We start from the raw sequence: 23,101 nt of genomic DNA, 5'->3' as shown, positions 1-23,101 counted from the left end.
TAGTCAGGTGCTCGACTGCGGTGGAACGTCAGTAGCGTTGAAACTCCGGGTCGACGTATCCGCCTTCTTCCTCCGCGCCGGGGCCCCGGTCGACGGCGTCGTCGAAGACGGGAGCATAGAGCGGGTGATCCGGATCTCGGATGACCCGGCCACCGACCCTTTTTCGCAAGGTCTCCCCCGCCTCGTCGGCGACGTAACCGCGACCGATGAGCCAGGCACTGACCTTCGCCCGATGACCACGATCACCGCGCACGGTGTTGTACACGTAATTCACTCCACGTGCCGCAGCCTCACTCTCGAGATGGTCGAGGATGAATCCACCGATGCCATGCGCCTGCCGGTGTGGCTCCACCGCGAGCAATATCTCGGCGTCGCCCCACGCGCTGTCCATCCACCCGTACCCGACGACGCCGTTGTCGTCCTCGGCGCGCCACCACTGTCCCGTGAGTGCTGTATCTCCCGTCGTCGGGGCGATATCGAACACGCCGTCGGGCGCATAGCCGACGATGCGTTCGCGATCAGCGTCCCATCGTGGCTGCGGATCGTAGACCCAGGTGAGGTCGGGGACACTGTGCGGCCCGGAGCCGCTTTGTCCCGCATCGCGATTGCCGCGCGCCACCTCCCGACCGGCGGGTGTGAGCACTCGGTCGGCCCGGTCGGCGTCGAGATAGCCGCGTTCGCCGTACAGCGAGGCGAGCACCTCGCGCGGCACCTGGCATTCGCGAGCGATCTGGTGCAGTTCGAGTTTGTGCACCCGGCCGCCGGCAGCGTCGACTGCTGCGAGTAGCGCGGTCACCGGGTCGCCGGTCGCCCGGTCGGGTGGAACCGGATCGTGTCCCTGCCAGGTCCGTTTGGGATGACGACGCAGATACTCCTGTTCGAGCGCGAGCATCCGCCGGGTGTGGTTCGCGAACTGTTCGGCGGTGCCGTGGAGGAACACCCAGTTGCGGGTGTCGTGGGACTGCTTGCCCTGTAACTCGAGTTCGGCGTCGGAGAGTTCTTCGACAGGTCGGCCGAGTCCCTTGTCCGCGCGGTCTGTTGTGATGCTCATTTGTCCGCCACCATCGGGGTGTCGACGCCGATCGGTCCGGTCTTGTGAGAACCGCCCGGCGCACCCACGGGCTCGGACCGACCGGGCAGCAATTCGGTGAAGAACCGTCGGCCGTCCTCGACGAACTCCTCGTCCTCCGGCGCGACCCGACGGTCCTGACTGATCGCCTCCACCGGGCACACCGGCTCACAGGCCCCGCAATCGATGCACTCCTTCGGGTTGATGTAGAGCTTGCGCTCGCCCTCGTAGATGCAGTCGACCGGACATTCCTCGGTGCAGGATTTGTCCATCACGTCGATGCACGGACTTGCGATCACATAGGGCATGACGCCTCCTCAAGCGGTGACCGGCGCGGGCTGGGCGTCGGTCGAATGTCCTGGGAACAGTTGCGCATCGGGGTCGAGATGAACCGCTGCGTTGTTGACCGCGGTGGCGACTTCGCCGAATCCCACGGAGATCAGCCGGACCTTTCCCGGGTAGTCGGTGATGTCGCCTGCCGCGTAGATGCCCGGGCGTGCTGTACGCATCGCCGAGTCGACGACGATGTGGCGGTTGTCGTGCAGTTCGAGTTCCCAGTCACGTAGCGGACCGAGATTCGCCAGGAAACCCAGGGCTGCGACGACGCGCTGACAGCGGAGCTCGCGTCCGGCGCCATCGGCCTTGTGGGTGATGTGCGCGGCACGCAACTCGGTGTCGCCGGTCAGTGCGGTGACCTCTGCGTCGGTGACGATCTCGACGCTCGACGCCATCACCTGATCGACCGTTGCCTGGTGCGCGCGAAATGCGCTGCGCCGGTGCACGAGGGTGACCGAACCCGCGATCGGTTCGAGCATCGATGCCCAGTCGAGCGCGGAGTCGCCACCGCCCACGATGACGACGTCGGCACCGCGGTACGGCTCGGCGTCGGGCACGAAGTACTCCAGACCTCGGCCGAGAAAATCTTCTCCCGCGGGCAGTTTGCGCGGTGTGAAGGTCCCGATGCCACCGGTCACGACGACAGCGCCGCAGTCGATCTCCTCCCCCACCGAAGTGGTGATCGTGTGCCGACCGTCGGCGTGGGTCACGCAGCCCTGCACCTCCCGACCGAGTAGATACTCCACGTCATGTCCGGCTGCCTGCGCCTGGAGACCGGCAACGAGGTCGCGGCCCTTGATCGCAGGGAAACCGGCGACGTCGAAGATGAGCTTCTCCGGGTACATGGCGGTGATCTGTCCACCGATCTGGGACAGCGAGTCGACGACGATGGTGCTCAGTCCCCGCGCGCCTGCGTAGTAGGCGCCGTAGAGACCCACGGGTCCGGCTCCGACGATCACGAGATCCACGCGAGTGCGCGGGTTCGCAGAATTCATTCCTGTCACACCCCCGTCGTCGTCGCGGTCGGCAGCATCTGGTGGCGGACCCGGAACCGCTGCAGCTTTCCGGTCGCCGTCTTGGGCAGATCCTCGACGAAGACGACGTCGCGCGGACGCTTGAACGACGCCAGACCTTCTCTGCACCAATCGATCAGCTCAGCCGCTGTCAACGTCGACGGCGCATCGTCGGTCAGGACGACCGCCGCGATCGGCTTGTCCAGTCCTGCCTCGTCCGGCAGACCGACGACCGCGGCTTCCGCGACGGCCGGATGGGCCAGGAGTCGTGATTCGACCTCCGAGGGAGACACCCAGATACCGCCCGCCTTCAGCAGATCGTTCGACCTACCGAGACACTGGAAGTAGCCCTCCTCGTCCTGCAGGTAGGTGTCACCCGTCGACAGCCACGAGCCCTCGAACACGCTGCGCGTCGCCTCGGTGCGGTGCCAGTAACCGAGTGCGATGGACTCCCCGCGCACGTAGAGCCGGCCCGGGGTTCCGATCGGGACGAGCGCCCCGTCGCCGTCACGGATCTCCAATTCGTAACCGGGAACCGGCTTTCCGGTTGTGCCCGGCTTGATGTCAGTCGGGCTGTTCGACAGGAAGATGTGCAACGCTTCGGTCGAACCGATGCCGTCGAGGATGTCGATGCCGAAACGATCGTGGAACTTCGCCATCAGGGTCGGCGGCAATGCCTCACCAGCTGAGACTCCCCACCGCACCGAGGCGAATGCATCGTCGGGAAGTGTCGAGTTCAGCAGCGTCGCATAAAACGTCGGCACGCCGAAGAACAGTGTGGGCTTCCCCTGCGCCAATCGATCGGCTACGGATTCGACGGTCGGTCGCAGCGGCATCAGCAGCGATGTCGCGCCCGCGGCGAGAGGGAAGAACAGACTGTTCCCTATCCCGTAGGCGAAGAACAGCTTGGCCACCGAGAAACAGGTGTCGTCGGCCCGGATCCCGAGTGTCTGCCGACCGTAGGTCTCGTACACCCACTTGATGTTCTCGTGGCGGTGCATCGCCGCCTTGGGCGTGCCGGTCGTACCGGAGGTGTACAACCACAACGCCCACGAGTCCGGGTTGGTCGCGGCGACGTCGATCGGGCTGCGCGCCAGGTCATCCCAGGCATGAGTGGTCACGTCCGAGTGCGGTGACGGCGGGGGCGCACCGGTGACGACGAAGTGGTCGACCTCGGCGGCACCGGCGACGGCTTGCGTCGCGGTGTCGACGAATTCGGCGCTCGCGATCACCGCCCTCGCACCTGAGTCGACGACGAGCTTGCAGAGTTCTTCTGCGTTCAGCATCGTCGAGACCGGCACGGCGACGAGTCCGGCATGGAAGGCCGCCAGGATGGTGACGGCCATCTCGACGTCGTCGCTCATCACCAGCAGAACGCGGTCGTCGGAGTGCAGGCCGAGGTGTCGCAGACCCGCGGCAACCCTGGAGACCTCATCGGAGAGTTCTGCGTACGTCACCGAGCGGGTGCCGATCAGCGCGGTCTTGTCGCCGAGGCCTTCGGCCACGCGCGCGTGTACGAGATAGTCGGCTGCGTTGAAGCTCGCCGGGACTGTGGACGTCATCGTGCTAGACCCTCCCGGTGTCGAACTCGGCACGCTGACCGGTTCCGTAGCGGCGTAACGCCCCCTCCGCGCCGGCGGCGTTCGGCCGTATGAAGATCCAGTTCTGCCACGCGGTCAGTCGCCCGAAGATCTTGGTCTCCACGGTTTCCGGTCCGACGAACCGGTGATTGGCCTCCATCCCGGTGAGTGCGTCCGGCGACAGCGAGGCACGTTCCTCGAGGACGATCCTCAATTCGTCGGCGAAGTCGATGTCGTCGAGCGCGAAGGTCACCAGCCCGAGTTCGTCGGCGGTCGGTGCATCCAACGGAATGCCGGTCGCGCGGACGACCGCATCGTATTCGTCGTCGTGACCATAGAACCTGGAGGCCAGTCGGGTCAGACCGTTGCCCATCGGATAGCTGCCGAAGTTCGACTGTGTCAGGACGATCACTGCCGGTTCGGCATCGGGATCGACATCCTCGTACACGCCTTCGAGCATGTACTGGCGATCGCTCGCGTAGGCGATCTCGGCAAGGAATCCGACGAAGGCGCTACCGGGTTCGATCACGCTGATCAGGCTGCGGCTGGTCACGTCGAGTCGCTTGAACGTTCGCTTCAGGTAGTGGCGGATCTCGTTGACGAGCCAGTCGGAGGCGAGATCCTCGAGCTGCTGGTCATACGCACGGGCCGCCTCGGTGTCGCCGACAACTCTGAACACCCAGGTGCCCAGGTCGTTCTCGTTGGTTCGCAGGCGCAGGATCACGTCGTCGAGTTCGCGCGCGAGCGCCAGCGGGAAGTAGTCGACACCCTGTGCGGCGACGCCTGCCGCGTCGGCGGGCGGATCGTTGTCGGCGACGTTGATCGTGATGTCTACACGTCGTGCGGCACGGTCGAGTTCGGCTGTGACATAGGTGTATTCGATTCGATCGTCGCTCTCGCGACGATCGAGCGGCGTGAGCACGACACCGACCGCATCCGATGGTCGCGACGACGCCTCGACCGCCGCAGTGGCTCGTCGGGTGACGGCTGCGTCGAACTCGGATCGGGCAACCGTCTCGTCCACGAGCCCCCACTGCACGGCCGTCGCACCTCGAACGCCCTCCGCACGGGTGGCGAACACGTCTGCACGGTCCTTGCGTACATGGCGTTTGTCCACCACTCGGGTCAGGCCCCCGGTGCCGGGAAGCACACCGAGGAGAGGTACCTCGGGCAGCGACACCGCCGACGACCCGTCGTCGACGAGCACGATCTCCTCGCATGCGGCCGCGAGCTCGTATCCGCCGCCCGCGGAAGTTCCGTTCACCGCCGCGATATAGGTTTGGCCCGAGTTGGCAGTGGCGTCTTCGATACCGTTGCGCGTCTCGTTGGTGAACTTGCAGAAGTTCACCTTCCACGCATGGGGCGATGCTGCGAGCATCTTGATGTTGGCACCTGCACAGAACATCCGGTCGAGTCCGCTGGTGATGACCACCGCCTTCACCTCGGGATGCTCGAATCGTAAGCGCTGCACGGCATCGTAGAGTTCGATGTCGACGCCGAGATCGTACGAGTTCATCTTCAGTTCGTAGCCCCCGACCAGCCCGCCCGTCGGGTCGACCGACAGGATCAAGCTGGCCACGGGGCCGTCGATGTCGAGTGTCCAGTGTCGGTATCGGGCGGGTTCGGTGTCGAAGTCGACCCGTGGAGGGGTCGCCGGCCGATCGGGGCTCGACGCGTCCGGCGACGTCGTGTCAACCGGCGAGGCAGTGGTAGCAGTCATCGGAATTCACCTTCGGGCTGTGCTGGTGGACGAACAAGGCGGTATGGGCGACGGCATCGGACGCGATTCAGAGCAGTGCCTCCTCACGGAGGTGCACGTAGTCGAATTCGACGGGCTGGTCGTTGATTCCGGTACTCGGCGGTGCGATCCAGCCGGCGAACTCGCCGTACTCGTAGTGCGGGATCATCAGAGCGGCGACCCGGGAGCGATCCTTCTCCAGCGGCAGCCAGTCGGCGATGTTGTCGTCCCACTCCTGTTGGGAGATGACCCGGCCGTCGGGTGAGATGAAGTGCTCGGCGTAAGTGCCGACCTTGCGGTGGAATCCTTCGTGCGGCAGGTACAGCCGCTCCTCGAGACCGGCGTCCTCGAGGGCCTGGTTCCACCGTCGCACGCCGTTCTCACAGTCGGCGACGTACTCGTCTCGCAGGTCGAGGTTGAGCGCGGTCAGGTAGGGCACCTGCTCTTCGACGATCTGCCCGTCGCGCACCGAGCGCATCGGATAGGTCGCATCGGTCAGCACGTGGTCGTCCTTGCGTCGGGTCTCCTGCCAACGGCCTTTGAGACCGCCCGTGAAGTAGGCCGCGGCGTTCGTGGACTGTTCGGAACCGAACAGATCCATGGACACCGAGAACTGGAAGTTGAGGTACTTCTGGATCACCGACAGCGGGATCCCGCCATGCTCGAACAGGATGTCGTCGTCGGACCCGGACACGTTGTGCTCCACCATGAGTTCGGCGGTACGTTCCACGGTGCGCTGAACGCCCGTGGTCCCGACGAACATGTGGTGCGCTTCCTCCTTCAACATGAACTCACAGGTGCGTGCCAGCGGGTCGAAGGCCGACTCCTTGAGGGTGCCCAGCTGGTACTTGCCGTCGCGGTCGGTGAAGTAGGTGAACATGAAGAACTGCAGCCAGTCGGTGGTCTCCTCGTTGAATGCTCCGAGAATGCGCGGGGAGTCGAGATCACCGGAATTGCGTTTGAGCAACTGTTCGGCTTCGTCGCGGCCCTCGCGGCCGAAGTATGCCTGCAGCAGATAGACCATGGCCCACAGATGTCGGCCCTCTTCGACGTTGACCTGGAAGAGATTTCGGAGATCGTAGATGCTCGGCGCGGTGTTGCCGAGCACTCGCTGCTGCTCGACGGAGGCGGGTTCGGTGTCGCCCTGGACGGTGATGAGCCGCATCAACTCAGCGCGATACTCGCCGGGCACCTCCTGCCACGCCGGCTGGCCCTTGTGTTTGCCGAACGGGATGATCCGGTCCGGATTGCGCTCGGCCAGGAAGATGCCCCAGCGGTACTGCTCCATCGGCACGTGGTCGAAGTGTGCCCAGCCGTCACGACCGACTGCGATCGCCGTGCGCAGATACACGTCTTTCGTCGGCAGAGCGGGGCCGAGCGTCGTCCACCACTCGAGGAACTTGGGCTGCCAGCGTTCCAACGCACGTTGCAGTCGACGGTCCTCTGCGAGGTTGACGTTGTTCGGGATGCGTTCGGAGTAGTCGATCGGGCTGAGCGGTCCGGTGGGTGCCGGGGCGGCACCCGTGCGGTCTTCCACAGTCACGGCGGGTCCTCTCGTGAGTCGGGCTGTCTCGACAAACTCTACAATTTTCGCGCGTCGCGTCTATGCGTTTGTAGAATAAAAGTTGTCGAATTCGTGCACGATCCGAGACGGTCGAGCAGGGCCCGCACGCCATCAGATGTCTCGCTCAGAACAAGCCGCCGTTGGCGTCGATGACAGAACCGGTCACCCAACCCGAGTCGGGACCGACGAGCCACTCGACGACGCGAGCGACGTCGTCCACGGTTCCCAATCGCCGGAAAGCATTTGCCGATGCCATCGCCTCGATGGCCGCATCGGCGGTCGATTCACGCAACCGGTCGGTGTCGGTCGCGCCGGGGCGCACGACGTTGACAGCAATCCCCCTGCGGCCGAGTTCTTTTGCTGCGACGCGCGTGGCCGCCTCCACACCGGCTTTCATCGCGGCATACGACGACTGCCTCGCCGGCGCGAGATACGCCGCGGCGCTCGAGAGCACAACCACCCGCCCGTCGTCCGCGATCTCGCGCCCGCACGCCGACAGCGTCAACAACACCGACTTCAGATTCACCGCGAAATCGCGTTCGACGATGTCCGCGGTCAACCCGTCGATTCTGGTGAAGTCCCAGGCGCCGGCACAGTGCACCACGGCGCGGAGCTCGCCGAGTTCTGCAGCGGCAGCCACCGCGTGTGCGGCACCCTCGTCCGTGGCCACGTCGGCACCGACGGCGACCGCCGTGCCTCCCTCTGCGGCGATCGCGTCGACCACCGAGGCCGCACGCTCGGCGTTGCGTCGGTATCCGACCGCGACCGCGTGCGTGGTGGCCAGCCGACGACACACCGCGGATCCGATTCCACCACCGCCGCCGATGACGAGCGCACTCGGCATACTCACGCCGGAACCTCCACCTTGCCTGCGATCCGTGTGAATACCCGCAGCGCATTACCGCCGAGGACGCCATCGAGAGCGGCGGACGAGAGACCAAGCCCGGCAAGGGCTTCGGCGTTGCGTCGAATCCCCGGCACCCCGGGCCAGTCGGTTCCGAAGATCATCTTGCGGGCAAGCCGGTCGAGGTCGAATCGGGCATAGTATTCGGGCAGTTTCCGGGGAGGGAGGCCGGCGAGATCCACCCAGACATTCGGCTTCGCCTGCGCCATGAATGCCGCGACGTCGTACCACCACCCACGACCACCGTGCGCGAAGACGAACTGGACCTCTCGGAAGTAGTCGACGGGATCGAGCAGCAACTCCGGGTTGCCCATGCTCGTCCGCGACCCGGGAAATGTCGAGGTACCCGAATGCAATATCACCGGCAGACCGAGGTCGGCGCACCGTGCGTACACCGGATACAGGTCACGATCACCCGGATCGAATCCGCCGTGCACAGGGTGGAGTTTGAGCGCGACCGCCCCGAGGTCCACCTGCCGCATCAGTTCGTCGACCAGCGGAAAGTGCAGATGCGGATTCAGATTGGCGACCAGCGAGAACCTGTGCGGATACGCTTCGACGAGCGGAACCACATCGTCGATGCGTTGAATGCCGGTCGCCTTGGGGCTGTACTCGCAGAACAGAAGCGCGTGGTCGACACCCTCCTCGTCGAAGAGCGCGTCGAGCGCACAGGGATCCGGCTGTCCGGACGTGTCATACCCGCGACGCCACGGATGTCTCCCGGAGAACTCGTCCGCCCACTCCAACCATGCGGGAGCCAGGCTGTCGAGGAGAGGTGCGTGGACGTGCGAATCCACCAGCAGGCGGTCACCGATCATGCCCTCACACTACTGATATTTGTCGGATCGCAAGCCATAAGTAGCACTACGCGTTGGCGACCGACGCGCCACGAGCGAACTCCTTCAGCGTGAATCCCCGCCGTCCGGCCTCGGTCGGACCGAGGAACACGTTGTCCGCCAGTATCTTTCGTGCCGCCATGTGATCTGCGGGCGAGTTCACCGACTCGACGCAAGCCAGCCGGCCCGCACGGAATCTGAGGACGGAGAACTTCTCCCCTGCGACATCACCGACGGTCACCGTGTCGTCCTGTTCCCCGCCGAGGCCGGCGATCTGGACGTTCAGGTCGAACTGATGCGTCCAGAACCAGGGAAGCGCTGCGTACCGGTCGACGGAGCCGCCTGCGATTCGCGCGGCAACACAGCGCGCCTGATCGGTCGCGTTCTGGACCGATTCGAGGCGGACGATTCCTGGCGCGTGCACGCTGGGGTACGCCGCGCAGTCCCCGATCGCACTGATCCTCGGATCGACCGTAAGCAAGGTCTCGTCGACCAGGATTCCGTTCCGGACAGCCAGTCCAGCGCTCTCGGCGATATCGGTGACCGGTTCGACGCCCACACCTATCACCACCAGGTCGGCGGGCAACACCTCACCGGAGGTCAGCTCCACCCCTGCCACCCGCCCGTTCGAGTCGTGGAGTCGGGCGACGCCGCTGCCGACGCGCACCACTGCGCCCTTCGATCGATGAGCGCTGGCGACGAACTCGGACAGCTCACGCGATACGACACGCCCCATGACGCGAGGGGCGGCCTCGACGACGGTCACCGAACAACCCGACCTCCTGGCTGCCGCGGCGACCTCCAGCCCGATGAAGCCCCCGCCGATCACGACCACCGTGGTGGCCGCACCGAGCGCGGTCCGCAACGCGCGCGCGTCGTCGAGGTCGTGCAGTACGTGAACTCCGGCCACATCGATCGCGGGCAGCGACAGTTGTCTCGGACGGGCACCGAGAGCAAGCACCAGATGGCCGTAGCGAAGGACCTCGGCGGAGTCGAGGCGGACGGCGCCTGCCCGACGGTCGATCGACGAGACCCGGGTGCCGACGCGCACCTGCACGCCGTGACGTTCGTAGAAGCTGTCGGGCCGGAACTCGAGCACCGCGTCGTCGGCCTCGTTGGTGAGATCCAGATAGGCCTTCGACAACGGCGGCCGCTGATACGGTCTCGACGTGCCCGCCTCGACGATGGTGACAGGTCCGGCGAAACCGTTCTGCCGCAACGACACCGCGGTTTGGAACCCCGCCTGTCCCCCGCCGACGACGACGACACCCGCGTCCGCGTCCATCACTGGGCCGCAGGCAGGTCCACCACGAGACCGTCGTGGTCTGCGGTGACGAAGAGTTGGCACGACAGCCGACTGTTGGGCTCGCGTTCGGTCACCGCGCAGTCGAGCATCTCGTCCTCGTCTGCAGCCATCTCGGGGAAGTCGGCGGGGCTCTCGGCATCGACGAAGACATGACACGTAGCGCACATCGCGTTACCGCCGCATTCGGCGACGATCCCATCGATCCCGGCCGAGATCGCAGCCTGCATGACAGAACTCCCGACGGATGCGTCGACGTAGTTCTCGGTGCCGTCGGATGACCGGTAGATGATCTTGGGCATTGCGCTCCTCTGAAGCTGTGGGCCGTTGGGCCATGGGCTGATCACGAGCTGTCGCCGCGCACGGCGGTGCGAGTGCCGGCACGGTGTGGTCGGTTGCTCTCGTCACCGACCACACCCGTACGACTCAGCGCGGATGAACACGCACCGGCTGCGATTCGAGGCTGCGGATGAGGTTGTTGACGTGCCGCACCGGCTCACCGGTCGGCTCTATCCGATCCACCTTGCGCACGAGTTCACTCATCAGCGAGAAGATCTCGAGATTCGACAACGACTTGCCCATGCAGGTGTGTACGCCGAATCCGAAGGCCAGGCTGTCGGCAGGGTTCCGTCGTACGTCGAAGCGCTCGGGGTCCGGATACTTGCGCGGGTCCCTGTTCGCGGCACCGTAGGAGTGATACATCCGCGTGCCGGCATCGACGGTGACGTCACCGAAATCGACGTCAGCGGTGGTGACCCGGGTGAACCACTGCGCAGGTGATTCGACGCGCACACCTTCCAGAACTGCCGAGGGAATCAACGACGGGTCGTCACGCACCAACTCCCACTGATCAGGATGCTGTGAGAACAGCATCATCAGACTGCCGATGGCGCTGGCGGTGGTGTCGAGGCCCGCTGTGGCGTACCCGCCGAGGATCCCGAACGCCTGCTCCGGCGTGATCATCCCCTTGTGCGCGGCTTCCCAGGTCTGCGCACCGATGCTGCCGGGCCGGAATCCCTCTTCGCCCATGTTCTCCAGCACGTACCCGTAGAGCTTCTGCATACTCGGCAGGGTGTCGTCGAACGAACCGTCGGGTCCGCAGCAGTTGTAGGAGTCAGTTGCCCAGTGCAGCAGGTCGATTCGCAGCGCGGGGTCGGGATCCAGACCGATCAGGTCGAGGATGACCCGGGTCGGGAGGATCTGCGCGAACTCCGTGACGGCGTCGAATTCACCCTTTTCCACCACTTCGTCGACCAGACGCCCGGCCGCGGCTTCGATCGTGCCCGTGTACTGCGACGCGGCCTTGGGGCCGATGGTCTGCATCATCACCCGACGTAGTGGTGCGTGGTCTTGTCCGTCGAGACACGGCGCGAATGGGGCCCATGCGGTGTTGAGCGTGTCGTTCATGCCGATTCCGTCGCCGGATTTGAAGATCTCCGGAGCGCCGAGAACGCGCTTGACCCCGTCGTAGCGGGTCACCGCCCACATGTCGTATCGGCGGAGATACGCGATCTCTCCGATGTCCTGCAGCGCCTTGTAGTCGGCGTAGGGATCCATCAGCGACGCCTGGCTGAACAGGTCGATGTCGGTGCCGTACTCGATGCGGGGGTCGATGGATGTCGATGCGGTCATGGGGATGAGTCCTCTCGTGAGTGAAGTGTCCGGCGGAGGGAAAGCGAACCCGGTACGACGCATGATCACGTCGCGGCTGGATTCACTCGAGACGGTCGCGGATGCCCGACAACGATTCAGCGATCGCGGGGCCCATCACGTCGCCGATCGCGTCGGGAGCGATCTCGGTGCTGTAGACGACCAGGCTCGACGTCGGACTCGTTTCGATGACATCGACAGTGCCCAGGTGACTCTCGACCGGAAGGTCACCACCGACGATCTGATACTGGAATCGCCGCAGCGTCGAATCGCGGGTGACGATCCGCTCCTCCACCTTCGTTCCGTCCTGGAGGACGATGGTCCGGCTGGTTCCCTCGACAGCCGACGAGGCGATCAACGGAAACCAGCTCTCAATGGGATCGTCGACGACGACGCTCCAGACGACGTCGGCGGGCTTGGCGATGGCGAGTTCTGACCGCAGTGTGGCCATGACGGCTCCTCGAAGATGCTGGGGAAGATGCTGGGGACTGATGGACGCCCCGTACGGAACGTGGTTGCTCCACCCCGAGACCCTCAGGTGTGATGTGGAGCACGTCCCATTGAAGTGCGGCGATCACGTCGATGTTGTCGACGATGCGCCCGGGCGCTGTCACTTCCGTGCACACGTGCGACGTCCCCTTGGCCACCACATGGCCTGACGCCCGCGTACGGAGCAGAGCGTGCACGTTTTCGACAGTCGTCTGGCACACAGGTGATAATCGGCAACCGCGCTACGTGTAACGTGCATCACACTGCCGCACTGTCGGCGACGTGCCGGGGACATGTCTGAACCAGCCCAGCGGTGTCCGCCGGCGTAGCGAGGCACCCACCATCGAGGCACACGATGACGAGCACACTGACGACCGATCACGAGACCCGCTCATCCGGCGGCGTACCGGAAGCTGCGGCACGTGCGACCGAATCGGGAATCCAGATAGCCCCCCGCGAACAGCTCGATGCGTGGAAGCACGCGGTGAACACCACCTTTTTCCCGCTGGAGGTGAATGCGTCGGAGTCGTCGCGCTTCGCCTGGGGGCTGCGGACCGGATACATCGGGCCATTGCAGGTGACGCGTGCCGATGCCGATCCCGAACTCGTGATCCGCACCCCCAAGCAGGCGGCGTCGGACGACAACGATCACTATCTCGTCGCGCTGCAGATCCGTGGATCGTGCCGATTCCGCCAGGATGGACGTGACGTGGAGATCCAGCCGGGAGAATTCACCATCTACGACTGCACCAGGACATTCGACGTCGAATGGCACGCCCAGCACAGCACGATCGTGGCCATGTTCGACCGCTCCCTGTTCGAACTGCGCCCTGACGAGGTCGCCCGGGTGACGTCGACGCCCGTGTCGGGGTCGGAGGGCACGGCGACGCTCGTGCGGTCGATGCTCGGTCAACTCTCCCGCACCCCGGATGCATACGGTGGATTGGCGGCCAACCGCGTCGCCTCGACGTTCCTCGACCTCCTCGCCACCGTCTACAGCTGCAGACTCGACCCCGATCTCCCGGCGTCCGAAGCGGCCCAACGCACCCTCCTGACGCGGGTGAAGGCCTATATCGAAGACCATCTCTTCGATCCGGACCTCTCGGTGGAATCGATCGCCGCGGCGCACTTCGTGTCGGTTCGCTACCTCCACCGCGTGTTCGAGAACGACGACATGACCGTCGCGCGATGGATACGCCATCATCGTATGGAGCAGTGTCGACGCGATCTGATCGATCCGCTGCTCGTCGGCAGGACAGTCGGAGAGATCGCCGCCCGCAACGGACTTCTCAATGCCTCGCATTTCAGCCAGATGTTCCGTAAGGAATTCGGTGAGAGCCCGAAGGAGTACCGGAATCGCACGTTGGCGCATGCGGCGATCCCCACCGCGTCCGCACACCGGCCCTGAGTGCACGGGTGCGACGAGAACGTGTGGCCGGCCGACCGTCGACCACTTCGAGATTCGACATAAATTGGACGGCGCGTAGATGTAGTGTCGCAGAATCGAGAGCAGGTTCTCAGCCGCCGGTCAGTAAGTTTGATGACCGTGCCGAATTCGAATGTGCGGAAGCGAAATGAAGCGATGACGTCAGCTGCCACTGCGGACCTACCCGAGACGCTCGCGGCAGCGGGGTCTCGCCGCCGCCAGGTGTCTGCAAGCAGCGCCCGAGCCCTGCTGCTGACCGTTCTGGGTGAGTTCGTCTACCCGCGCGACGAGCCGGTCTGGACCTCGACCCTCACCGTGGCCCTCGGCGAACTCGGCGTCGAGGAGAAGACCGCTCGCCAAGCGATCGCGCGGTCGGCCAACGAGGGGCTGCTCGACTCGACCCGTCTCGGACGCCGGGTGCAGTGGGTGATCACCGACCCCGGCAAGCGTCTGCTCGCCGAGGGTACCGAGCGCATCTACTCGTTCCTGACCGACACGCGTTCTTGGGACGGGCGCTGGCTGATCCTGTCACTGGCGATCCCCGAGACCCAGCGGCGGCTCCGTCACCGACTTCGTGCCCAGCTCACCTGGGTCGGCCTGGGCTCACCGAGCCCCGGTCTCTGGATAACACCAGATGCCGGACACGAATCCGAGGTACGGCGCGTGGTCGACGAACTCGGACTCGACGATCGCGCTTTCGCGTGGGTCGGACCGCTCACCGCGATCGGTTCGCCGCAGAAGCTCATTTCCGACGCCTGGGCGCTCGGCGACGTGGAGGACGCATACCGAGGCTTCATCGAGACGTTCTCGACGATGGAGGCCACCACGCGATCCGCGGCGTTCACGTCGCAGATCAAGCTCGTGGGCGAATGGCGACGCTTCCCATTCCTGGACCCGAACCTGCCTGCCGAACTCCTCGACCATGCTTGGCCGGGGACGCAGGCCGTCGAGTTGTTCCATCGGAAGCACCGCCAGTGGCACACACGCGCACAACAGCATTGGACCGATCTCACGGCCCTGGAATGAGCCGACCACTCCGCAGGCCGTAGCCGTGCGGCACCACGACACGAAGGATCACCATGAGTGCGGCATTGAGCACAGCCACTCGGCCCGAAATCGACACCTCGTGGCATCGATCGGCGCTGAACGGACTGATGCCCGATGCCGTGCCCGAAGTCGCGGTGGACGAAGATGTGTCCAATTGCGCACAGCTCCTGCGCATTTCCCGCCCCATCCTGGAGGTGGCGGCCGACCAACTCGCCGATACCGACGTCGCGCTGCTTCTCACCGACAGAGAGTCACGCCTGATCTCGAGGGTGTTCGGGGGTACCGCCGTGGAGAGGAACCTCGACCGACTCGGCGCGGTTCACGGTTCCTACATGCCAGAAGATGCGGTGGGCACCACCGCACTCGGCACCCCGACCGAGACCCGGCAACCGATCGAGGTCAACGGCGACGAGCACTTCCTCGACGTCTACAAACACCTGAGCTGCTACGGCTTCCCGATCCTGCACCCGGTGACCAATCGGCTCGAATGTGTCCTCTGCATGACGTCGGTCGGTGTGGAAGCCCACCCACTGTTCCGCCCGTTCGTGCAACGCATCGCGTCGGAGATCCGAGCAGGACTACTCGAGCACTCCCGCTCGGCCCATCAGCAACTCGTGGACACCTATCACAGGATCGCCACCCGACGTCAGATCGCGGTCGTGGCCCTCGGCGATGACGTGCAGTTGCTGAACAACGCGGCGGTCGATCAGACCGACCCCACCGATATCGCGGTGCTTCGCTCCATCGCGGCGTCGTCTCTGGCGGTGCCGCCGACGGTGACACTCAGTTCCGGCAGGACCGTCGAACTGCATGGCGAACGGGTTCCGGCTTGTCGCGGAATGGTTTTCGCACTGGTCCCCTCCGACGATCGAATCCACCCGCCTCGACGATCGTCGTATCATCGTGGGAATTCCTGCGTCTTCGACGTCCCGTCGTTCGTCGTGTCCGCGGACAGGTCGTTGGCCGTCACGGGCGCACCGGGCACGGGGCGATCGAGCTATGCACGACTCGCAATCAACGGGGCACGAGCTGAGATCATCGACGCCTCAGGGTGTCTCGCGGCAGGTTCACGTCCGGACATCCTCGGCGCGACCGGCGCGGCGCGGGCCTCGGGTTCGGTACTCGTCGTCGACAACGCGGATGCGCTGACCGACGGCGACGCGACGACGCTGCGCCACGTGATCGCACAGCGAAAGCAACCGGTGGTGGTGGTCACGGGTCCGGCCGCCGACTCCTCTGCATCGGTGGCCGCACTGTGCGCGCTGTGCACCGACCGGGTAGACCTCGCACCGATCAGACACCGACCGAAACACATCGCCGCGGCGAGCAACCACTTTCTGCGGCAGCATTCGCCGGCAGGCGCGCGGCTACACGCGGCTGCCCTCGACGCATTGGTCGCGCACAGCTGGCCCGCGAACTACACCGAACTCGACCGTGTCGTCGAGCGCGCGGTCGAGCATGCCGCGTCCTGCGGGCACGAGAATCTGATCGAACTGACCGATCTCCCGCGACACCTACGCGTGTCCGGCCGTCCGGCTCGGCTGACCTTGCACGAACGCGTCGAACGTCAAGGGATCATCGACGCCCTTGCCGACTGCGATGGCAACAAGGTTCACGCAGCAAAGCAGCTCGGCATCAGCAGGAGCACGTTGTACGCCAGGATCCGATCACTGGCGATCGAGCTGTGACCTCGTCCCGTCCGTCGGGTGTCTGAATTCCGCACAGTTCGCCGCACACGATCGGTGTGACCATGTCCCCACACAGTCAATCGTGATCGACGAGCACGACATCTGGAGGGACAGTCCACCATGAGTACCGCGACGACGCAGAACACCTTGCCCACGGGCGACAAGCCACTCGATTCGTTGTTCATCGGCGGCGAATGGGTTGTGCCGCAGGGCACGGGACAGATCACCGTGATCTCCCCGAACACGGGCGACCCCATCGGAGCGGTCCCCGACGGCACCGCGGGCGACATCGACGCCGCGGTGCGCGCGGCTCGCGCCGCATTCGACGACCCACGTATCTGGTCGGGGCTGCCGACAGCACAGCGCGCCGCACACCTGAGGCGCTTCGCCGACGAAATCGACGCTCGCAAAGATGATTTCGCGACCCTGGTCTCGGCGCAGAACGGAATGCCCATCGGTGTTGCCGCACAACTGGAAGCCGTGTACCCGGCAACCCTGTTGCGCTACTACGCCGACCTCGTCGAGGCGCAGGGCCCCGATGTCCGCGACGGCATATTCGGTGGCAAGGTCGACGTGCGCCGCGAACCGATAGGCGTGGTAGGGGCGATCGTCCCGTGGAACTTTCCCCAGACACTGGCCGCGTTCAAGTTCGCCCCGGCGCTCGCCGCCGGCTGCACGCTGGTGATCAAGCCCTCGCCCGAGACGGTGCTCGATTCGCACCTGCTCGCCGAAGCGGCAGAGGCCGCGGGATTACCCGCAGGAGTCATCAACATCGTGCCCGGGGGGCGCGAGGTGGGTGCGTACCTCGTCTCGCACCCCGACATCGACAAGGTGGCCTTCACCGGCTCCACCGCTGCCGGCACGTCGATCGCCGAGACATGCGGTCGGTTACTCCGACCGGTCACCCTCGAACTCGGCGGCAAGTCGGCGACCATCGTCCTCGACGACGCGGAACTCGACCTGGCGACCATCGGCAACGAACTGTTCGTCGCAACCCTGGCCAACAACGGACAGACCTGCTTCCTGGGCACCCGCGTGTTGGCGCCTCGATCGCGCTACGACGAGGTGGTCGACGTGTTGACCGCTTTCGCCTCGTCGATGCAGATCGGCGACTCACTGGACGCGACGACACAGATCGGCCCGATGGCCAGCGAGCGGCACCGCGAGCGGGTCGAGGGCTACATCAGCAAGGGCAGGGCCGAGGGCGGCCGAATCACCACAGGTGGAGGACGCCCGAGCGGGGTGGACGCCGGATGGTTCGTACAACCGACGGTCTTCGCCGGTCTGGACAACTCCGCGACGATCGCGCGCGAAGAGATCTTCGGCCCGGTGCTCACCGTGATCGGCTACGAGGACGATGCCGACGCCGTCGCCATCGCGAACGACTCGGAGTTCGGCCTCGGTGGCACCGTGTGGAGTTCAAACAAGGATCGAGCACGCGCCGTAGCCGCAGCCGTCCGGACCGGAACCATCGGAATCAACCGGTACATCCCCGATCCGGTCGCCCCCTTCGGCGGAGTCAAGCACAGCGGCATGGGCCGCGAGCTGGGTCCGGAGGGGCTGGCCGCCTATCAGAATCTCAAGTCCGTCTACTGCTGACCAGCCGACATCGCGACCGGTGGGCGGGCACCCGTCGTCCACCGGTCACGCGGACACCCGCCGATACCGCAGCACCGATCGAGCCTCGCGGGACTCACGCTCGCCGAGGTCCTCGCCGCGCAGAAATCGGCCCCAGATGTCACGCAGCACGCGTCCGGCCTCCTCGACCTGCTCCCACGTCGCACCCTGGAGCAATTGCGCTCCCTCCCACTGCTCTTCGATGCCGAACAGCAGTGGCAATTCGATACAGTGCGCGGCCCCGAGTGGATTACCCGGCGCATGCCAGTGCAGCCGGTAGTCGACGACGTTCCCACCCGCCGCAGCGTGTTTGCGGGCAAAGTCCGCAGTCGGCGCCGAATACACCTTGCGGGTGATCGCCGACGTGACCACGCGTCGGATCGGTCTACCCAGGACGGGGAAGTGCGACGCCGTCTCGGCGATGGGCACGCCCGGCACGAAGAACTCGATCTCGTCGCGGTTGCAGCCGACGAGGAGATCGATGTCCGACGCCGTAGCCGCCCATGCCTCCTCGACGTCGGATTCTGCGGGCAGCGGCTCCATCCCGTACTGCACGCCGAACGGCATGGCGCCGGTCAGTCCGTGTCGCGCGCCGTCGACGATCAGTTTCTGTTGCGTCGCGAGCATGTCACGGAGCGAGGTATGTGCATCGAATCCCGCTGTGTGGTCGAACATTCCACTGACCATCGCGCTGCGGTTCCACCTGATACCGAAGGGCGCACTCTGCAGAATCGCACGGCGAAAGCGGCGTGTGGCGTTCGGCACGGCCATCAGATGCGACACTGCATCGGCGCCCGCGGACTGGCCGACGCACGTGACCTGACCGGGATCCCCGCCGAACGCCTCGATGTTCTCGTGTACCCAGTCGAGTGCGGCGATGAGATCGAGCAGGCCGAGGTTGGCGGGCCGCTGCGCCGAACCGTCGCCCAGGAATCCGAGCACCCCGAGCCGAAAGGTGACGGCGACGACGATCACATTCTGTTCGGCGACCAGCACGGTCGGATCGTGGTGGGGTTCGTCGCCGGCGCCGAGCACGTATGAGCCGCCGTGGACCCACACCATGACCGGCAGCGGCGAATCACTCTCAACGGAAGGTCGGGTGATGGTCAACCGCTGACAGTCCTCGTCGGCGACGAGGGCTGTAGGCGGTCCGCCGAGCATCGCCGCCACGAGTGGACTCGGCAGTTGCGGGCATGCGGGTGCGGGCTCGTCATTACACAGTGGGGCCGTCCAGGGCGCCACCCGTTCCGGGGCCGCGAATCGGTCGGCATGCGCGTACGGAATTGCCCACGCGCGTACGACCGGCCCGTCCACAACCCCGACGACCGGCCCGCAGGACGGGTGGAATGTGCGCAGGTCGGTGGCCTCTTCGTCGTCACGTGCCCGTGTCCCCATCGCCCCACCGTAATGAACGGACCACCGGTAGGTCTCGGCAGGCAACGGCCAAGGGGCGAATGCACTCCCTGTCGCACGTACCGATTCGGTATGATTCTGTGATCATCGACACACAATTGGCCTCATCGGAGAGCGCGCCACAGCGAGCGGTGATAGCGCAGTCGTGGCGTCGATCGGCGTTGTCCGGGCTGCAGCCCGACAGTCCGCTTCCCGATCCCGTCGACGACACCACGCGTTCCGACGCCCTCCTCGACGCCGCGCGCCCGGTTCTCGATGACGCAGCCCGACGACTCGCCGACACCGGAACGTCGCTGCTGCTCGTCGACCACGAATGCCGCATGGTCTCGCGGGTGGCTCTCGGTTCGACGGTCGAACGGGCACTCGACAAGATGGGCGCAGCACCCGGTGCCGACCTCGGCGAGGAGGCCGTGGGCACCACGGCGCTGGGCACGCCCGCCGAGATCAGACGGGGACTCGCCGTCAATGGGCGCGAGCACTACCTCGAACAGTTCAAATCGCTCAGTTGTTTCGGCGCACCGATCATCCATCCCGCGACGCGTCGACTCACCGGCATCCTGTGCATGACCGAGATCGCCGACAGGATGAACCCGCTCGCCGTGCCGCTGGTGACGACGATCGTCAACGACATCGCCGACAGGCTCCTCGACCGGTCGCGCGCCCAGCAGCGCCGTGTGCTTGATGCCTTCCAGCGCGCGGCACCACGCCGCGACGTCGCGGTGGCGGCCATCAGCGACGATCTCCAGCTCACCAATTCCCGTGCCGCCGAGCTTCTCTCACCGACCGACATCGCGGCGCTGCGTGCCGTTGCCGCCGACCCCTGCCTGCGGGAGACCACTCTGCCGCTGACTCTCGCGTCCGGTACCGACGTCGAGGTGCTCGCCACACCGATCGCCGGGGCTCGTGGCGCGGTACTGTTCGGACTGCGCCCCGGCACTACGGCGAGGCACCGAACGACGACGGCGCACCGACCGTCACACCCGGGCGTGCTGCCGACGAGGGCGGCGACGACCGCGATCACCGGTGAGCCCGGAACCGGGCGGAGCACACTGGCGCGAAGCCTCGCCGGTGACGACGCAGCGGTCGCCGACGTCGCCGAACTACTGATCACCGGCGAACAACCGGATGTCGGCGCGCTGATCGGGAGCGCGCGGCGACGGTCCGTGCCGCTGATCGTCGACGGCGTCGACCTGCTCGACGAGCGATCGATCACATTGCTGGCCACCGCGTGCCGACTGGCCACCGAGGCCGAACCGCTCGTCCTCGTCTCCGGACCACCCGACCAGGCACGGACAGCGGTCGCGGCACTGCTGGCACGCTGCACCAGCAGAGTCGACGTGCCGGCGCTTCGCCATCGAACGCCCGAGTTGTCGACCGTGCTCGACGAGATGCTCGTCGAGATCGATTCGCCCACCGTGTGTTCGGTCAGCGCGGCGACGCTCGAGGCCCTCGTGTGCCAGGAGTGGCCGGGCAACCTCGTCGAACTGCGCTCGGTGCTGCGGCGCGCCGTGCGTTCCTGTGAGGCACGCGCCGCACGTGCGATCGAACCGAAGGATCTGCCTGCCGAGTACCGCACGACGAGTCGTGCCGCACATCTGTCCGGACGCGAGCAGGCCGAGCGCGGCGCCATTCTCGAAGCACTCGAACGCCACTGCGGAAACAAGGTGCACGCGGCGCGCGACCTCGGCATCAGCCGGACCACCCTGTATGCCCGCATCCGCGCGCTGGGGATCTAACCAGGCCTCGTCGAGCGGGCGGCTGCCGTGTTCAGGGCCGGTGTCCAGTTTCTGGACAGTTCACCGCACCGCGGTGATGGCAGAACTATAGACAGGTCCGCATTTATGACCCAGATCACTTCGTCGTGCGGGCCGCCACGACTCGACGCTCTCGCAGGAGGACTACATGACGGCTGTCGCACCCGAACTCGCAACCAAGGTCCGGGACTTCATCTCCACCGACCGACCGATGTTGATCGGTGGCGACTGGGTGTTCGCCGCGTCCGGCCAGACCTTCGAGACCATCGATCCGGCCAACGGACGCACACTCACCTCGGTCGCCAGAGGCGACGGCACCGACATCGACCGCGCGGTGCGAGCAGCACGCGAGGCGTTCGACGACGGCCCGTGGTCGCGGATGAAGCCCAACGAGCGCGAGCGTCTGCTCTGGCGGGTCGGTGACATCCTGACCGAGCGCGCCGAGGAGTTCGGTCAGCTCGAGGCCCTCGACAACGGCAAGGCCGCCACGATCGCGACAGCCGTCGACACCGCATGGTCGGCAGACATCTTCCGCTACAACGCGGGTCTGGCCACCAAGATCACCGGCAGCACCGTCGACGTGTCGATGCCCTTCGTACCTGGCGGCGAGTTCCACGCCTACACATTGCGTGAGCCCGTCGGGGTGTGCGGGCTGATCGTGCCGTGGAACTTCCCGCTCCTGATGGCGTCGTTCAAGTTGGCTCCCGCGCTGGCCGCCGGCAACACCGTGATCCTCAAGCCCGCAGAGCAGACCCCACTGACCGCGCTACTGCTCGGGGAGGTCTTCTGCGAAGCGGGCTTCCCACCCGGCGTGGTCAACATCGTCACCGGCTTCGGCGACGCCGGTGCGGCACTCGCAGCCCATGACGACGTCGACAAGATCGCCTTCACCGGCTCCACCGAGGTCGGCAAGAAGATCGTCGAGGCGTCGAAGGGCAACCTCAAGAAGGTCTCACTCGAACTCGGCGGCAAGAGCCCCAACATCGTCTTCGCCGATGCCGATTTCGAGCAGGCCGTCGCGGGTTCGGTCGCGGCGTGGATGTTCAACCACGGTCAGTGCTGCGTGGCGGGCACGCGCCTGTTCGTCGAGCGACCCATCTTCGACGACTTCACAGCCGCAGTCGCCGACGCGGCGTCGAAAGCCAAGATCGGGCCGGGACTCGACCCCACAACCGAACTCGGCCCACTGGTCAGCCAGGAGCAGTTCGACCGGGTATCGGGCTATCTCGCCGCGGGGCTGGCCGACGGCGCCCGCGCTCTGACCGGCGGAAAGCGTTGGGGCGACGAGGGATTCTTCATCGAACCCACCGTCTTCGTCGACGTCGAACCCGATTTCTCCATCGTCCGTGAGGAGATCTTCGGACCCGTCGTCGCGGCGCTGCCCTTCGATGCCGACACCGGTGTGGCTGCTGCAGCCAACGATTCGATCTACGGCCTCGCCGCAGGCATCTGGACCAAAGACCTGTCGAAAGCACACAAGACCGCTCGCCAACTCAAGGCGGGTTCGGTGTGGGTCAATCAGTACAACGGCTTCGACACCGCCATGCCGTTCGGGGGCTACAAGCAGTCCGGGTGGGGACGCGAACTGGGCCAGTCGGCCATCGAACTCTACACCCAGACCAAGGCCGTCAACGTCGCGCTGTGAGCGTATCCCGCAGTAGCGCAACACAACAC

Annotated in this window: 19 protein-coding genes; 6 read left to right on the top strand and 13 right to left on the bottom strand. The window is 65.7% G+C overall.

What is annotated here, in order from left to right:
- Positions 1 to 28: 28 nt before the first annotated feature.
- The 12 genes from LK459_RS15670 to LK459_RS15615 form a co-directional block, all read right to left on the bottom strand.
- Complete coding sequence (locus tag LK459_RS15670; protein WP_227919429.1) at positions 29 to 1,051, bottom strand: DUF6158 family protein; 1,023 nt, start codon at positions 1,049 to 1,051, stop codon at positions 29 to 31.
- Positions 1,048 to 1,377 carry a ferredoxin gene (fdxA, locus tag LK459_RS15665; RefSeq protein ID WP_007236632.1) on the bottom strand — a complete coding sequence of 110 codons (330 nt, stop codon included), beginning with the start codon at positions 1,375 to 1,377 and terminating at the stop codon, positions 1,048 to 1,050. Before fdxA ends, LK459_RS15670 begins: the two co-directional genes overlap by 4 nt.
- Positions 1,378 to 1,386: 9 nt before the next feature.
- On the bottom strand, positions 1,387 to 2,400 hold the full coding sequence (locus LK459_RS15660; RefSeq protein WP_227919427.1) for an NAD(P)/FAD-dependent oxidoreductase: 1,014 nt from the start codon (positions 2,398 to 2,400) through the stop codon (positions 1,387 to 1,389).
- A gap of 5 nt (positions 2,401 to 2,405) precedes the next feature.
- Positions 2,406 to 3,980 (bottom strand): benzoate-CoA ligase family protein, encoded by a 1,575-nt coding sequence (locus tag LK459_RS15655; protein ID WP_227919420.1) that lies wholly within the window; start codon positions 3,978 to 3,980, stop codon positions 2,406 to 2,408.
- Positions 3,981 to 3,984: 4 nt separating this feature from the next.
- On the bottom strand, positions 3,985 to 5,718 hold the full coding sequence (boxC, locus tag LK459_RS15650) for a 2,3-epoxybenzoyl-CoA dihydrolase (protein WP_227919419.1): 1,734 nt from the start codon (positions 5,716 to 5,718) through the stop codon (positions 3,985 to 3,987).
- A 67-nt stretch (positions 5,719 to 5,785) separates the two neighbouring features.
- On the bottom strand, positions 5,786 to 7,279 hold the full coding sequence (boxB, locus tag LK459_RS15645) for a benzoyl-CoA 2,3-epoxidase subunit BoxB (protein ID WP_227919417.1): 1,494 nt from the start codon (positions 7,277 to 7,279) through the stop codon (positions 5,786 to 5,788).
- Positions 7,280 to 7,424: 145 nt separating this feature from the next.
- A complete protein-coding gene (locus LK459_RS15640) occupies positions 7,425 to 8,144 on the bottom strand; it encodes an SDR family NAD(P)-dependent oxidoreductase (RefSeq protein ID WP_227923790.1) in 720 nt (239 codons plus the stop codon).
- 2 nt (positions 8,145 to 8,146) lie between these two features.
- Positions 8,147 to 9,022 carry an amidohydrolase family protein gene (locus LK459_RS15635; protein ID WP_007236626.1) on the bottom strand — a complete coding sequence of 292 codons (876 nt, stop codon included), beginning with the start codon at positions 9,020 to 9,022 and terminating at the stop codon, positions 8,147 to 8,149.
- Between the two features lie 46 nt (positions 9,023 to 9,068).
- Positions 9,069 to 10,325 carry an NAD(P)/FAD-dependent oxidoreductase gene (locus LK459_RS15630; protein ID WP_227919415.1) on the bottom strand — a complete coding sequence of 419 codons (1,257 nt, stop codon included), beginning with the start codon at positions 10,323 to 10,325 and terminating at the stop codon, positions 9,069 to 9,071.
- Positions 10,325 to 10,645, bottom strand: coding sequence for a 2Fe-2S iron-sulfur cluster-binding protein (locus LK459_RS15625; RefSeq protein ID WP_227919414.1), 321 nt, complete (start codon positions 10,643 to 10,645; stop codon positions 10,325 to 10,327). The genes LK459_RS15630 and LK459_RS15625 overlap by 1 nt, the downstream gene beginning before the upstream one ends.
- Before the next feature lie 124 nt (positions 10,646 to 10,769).
- A complete protein-coding gene (locus tag LK459_RS15620) occupies positions 10,770 to 11,975 on the bottom strand; it encodes a cytochrome P450 (protein ID WP_227919412.1) in 1,206 nt (401 codons plus the stop codon).
- 82 nt (positions 11,976 to 12,057) lie between these two features.
- Complete coding sequence (locus tag LK459_RS15615; RefSeq protein ID WP_007236622.1) at positions 12,058 to 12,444, bottom strand: SRPBCC family protein; 387 nt, start codon at positions 12,442 to 12,444, stop codon at positions 12,058 to 12,060.
- 393 nt (positions 12,445 to 12,837) lie between these two features.
- Here LK459_RS15615 and LK459_RS15610 point away from each other — a divergent pair, with 393 nt between their 5' ends.
- From LK459_RS15610 to LK459_RS15595, 4 genes are all read left to right on the top strand, one after another.
- Entirely contained in the window at positions 12,838 to 13,890 is a 1,053-nt protein-coding gene (locus tag LK459_RS15610) for an AraC-like ligand-binding domain-containing protein (protein ID WP_227919410.1), read from the top strand.
- 174 nt (positions 13,891 to 14,064) lie between these two features.
- Positions 14,065 to 14,934 carry a PaaX family transcriptional regulator gene (locus LK459_RS15605; protein ID WP_051997821.1) on the top strand — a complete coding sequence of 290 codons (870 nt, stop codon included), beginning with the start codon at positions 14,065 to 14,067 and terminating at the stop codon, positions 14,932 to 14,934.
- A gap of 53 nt (positions 14,935 to 14,987) precedes the next feature.
- Positions 14,988 to 16,643, top strand: coding sequence for a sigma-54-dependent Fis family transcriptional regulator (locus tag LK459_RS15600; protein ID WP_227919409.1), 1,656 nt, complete (start codon positions 14,988 to 14,990; stop codon positions 16,641 to 16,643).
- A 120-nt stretch (positions 16,644 to 16,763) separates the two neighbouring features.
- Entirely contained in the window at positions 16,764 to 18,242 is a 1,479-nt protein-coding gene (locus LK459_RS15595) for an aldehyde dehydrogenase (RefSeq protein ID WP_227919407.1), read from the top strand.
- 45 nt (positions 18,243 to 18,287) lie between these two features.
- On the opposite strand, the gene LK459_RS15590 is transcribed toward LK459_RS15595, so the two are convergent.
- Entirely contained in the window at positions 18,288 to 19,655 is a 1,368-nt protein-coding gene (locus tag LK459_RS15590) for a carboxylesterase family protein (protein WP_227919406.1), read from the bottom strand.
- Between the two features lie 98 nt (positions 19,656 to 19,753).
- Between LK459_RS15590 and LK459_RS15585 the strand changes: the two genes are divergently transcribed.
- Positions 19,754 to 21,409: a sigma-54-dependent Fis family transcriptional regulator gene (locus LK459_RS15585; protein ID WP_227919405.1), complete on the top strand. Its 1,656-nt coding sequence runs from the start codon at positions 19,754 to 19,756 to the stop codon at positions 21,407 to 21,409.
- A 166-nt stretch (positions 21,410 to 21,575) separates the two neighbouring features.
- Positions 21,576 to 23,072, top strand: coding sequence for an aldehyde dehydrogenase family protein (locus tag LK459_RS15580; protein ID WP_227919403.1), 1,497 nt, complete (start codon positions 21,576 to 21,578; stop codon positions 23,070 to 23,072).
- Positions 23,073 to 23,101 lie beyond the last annotated feature (29 nt).

The organism is Gordonia otitidis, from assembly GCF_020735545.1.
In the GTDB taxonomy this organism is placed as follows: Bacteria; Actinomycetota; Actinomycetes; order Mycobacteriales; family Mycobacteriaceae; genus Gordonia; species Gordonia otitidis.
The sequence above is the reverse complement of the archived record's forward strand: the minus strand, read 5'-3'. Positions and strand labels throughout refer to the sequence as shown.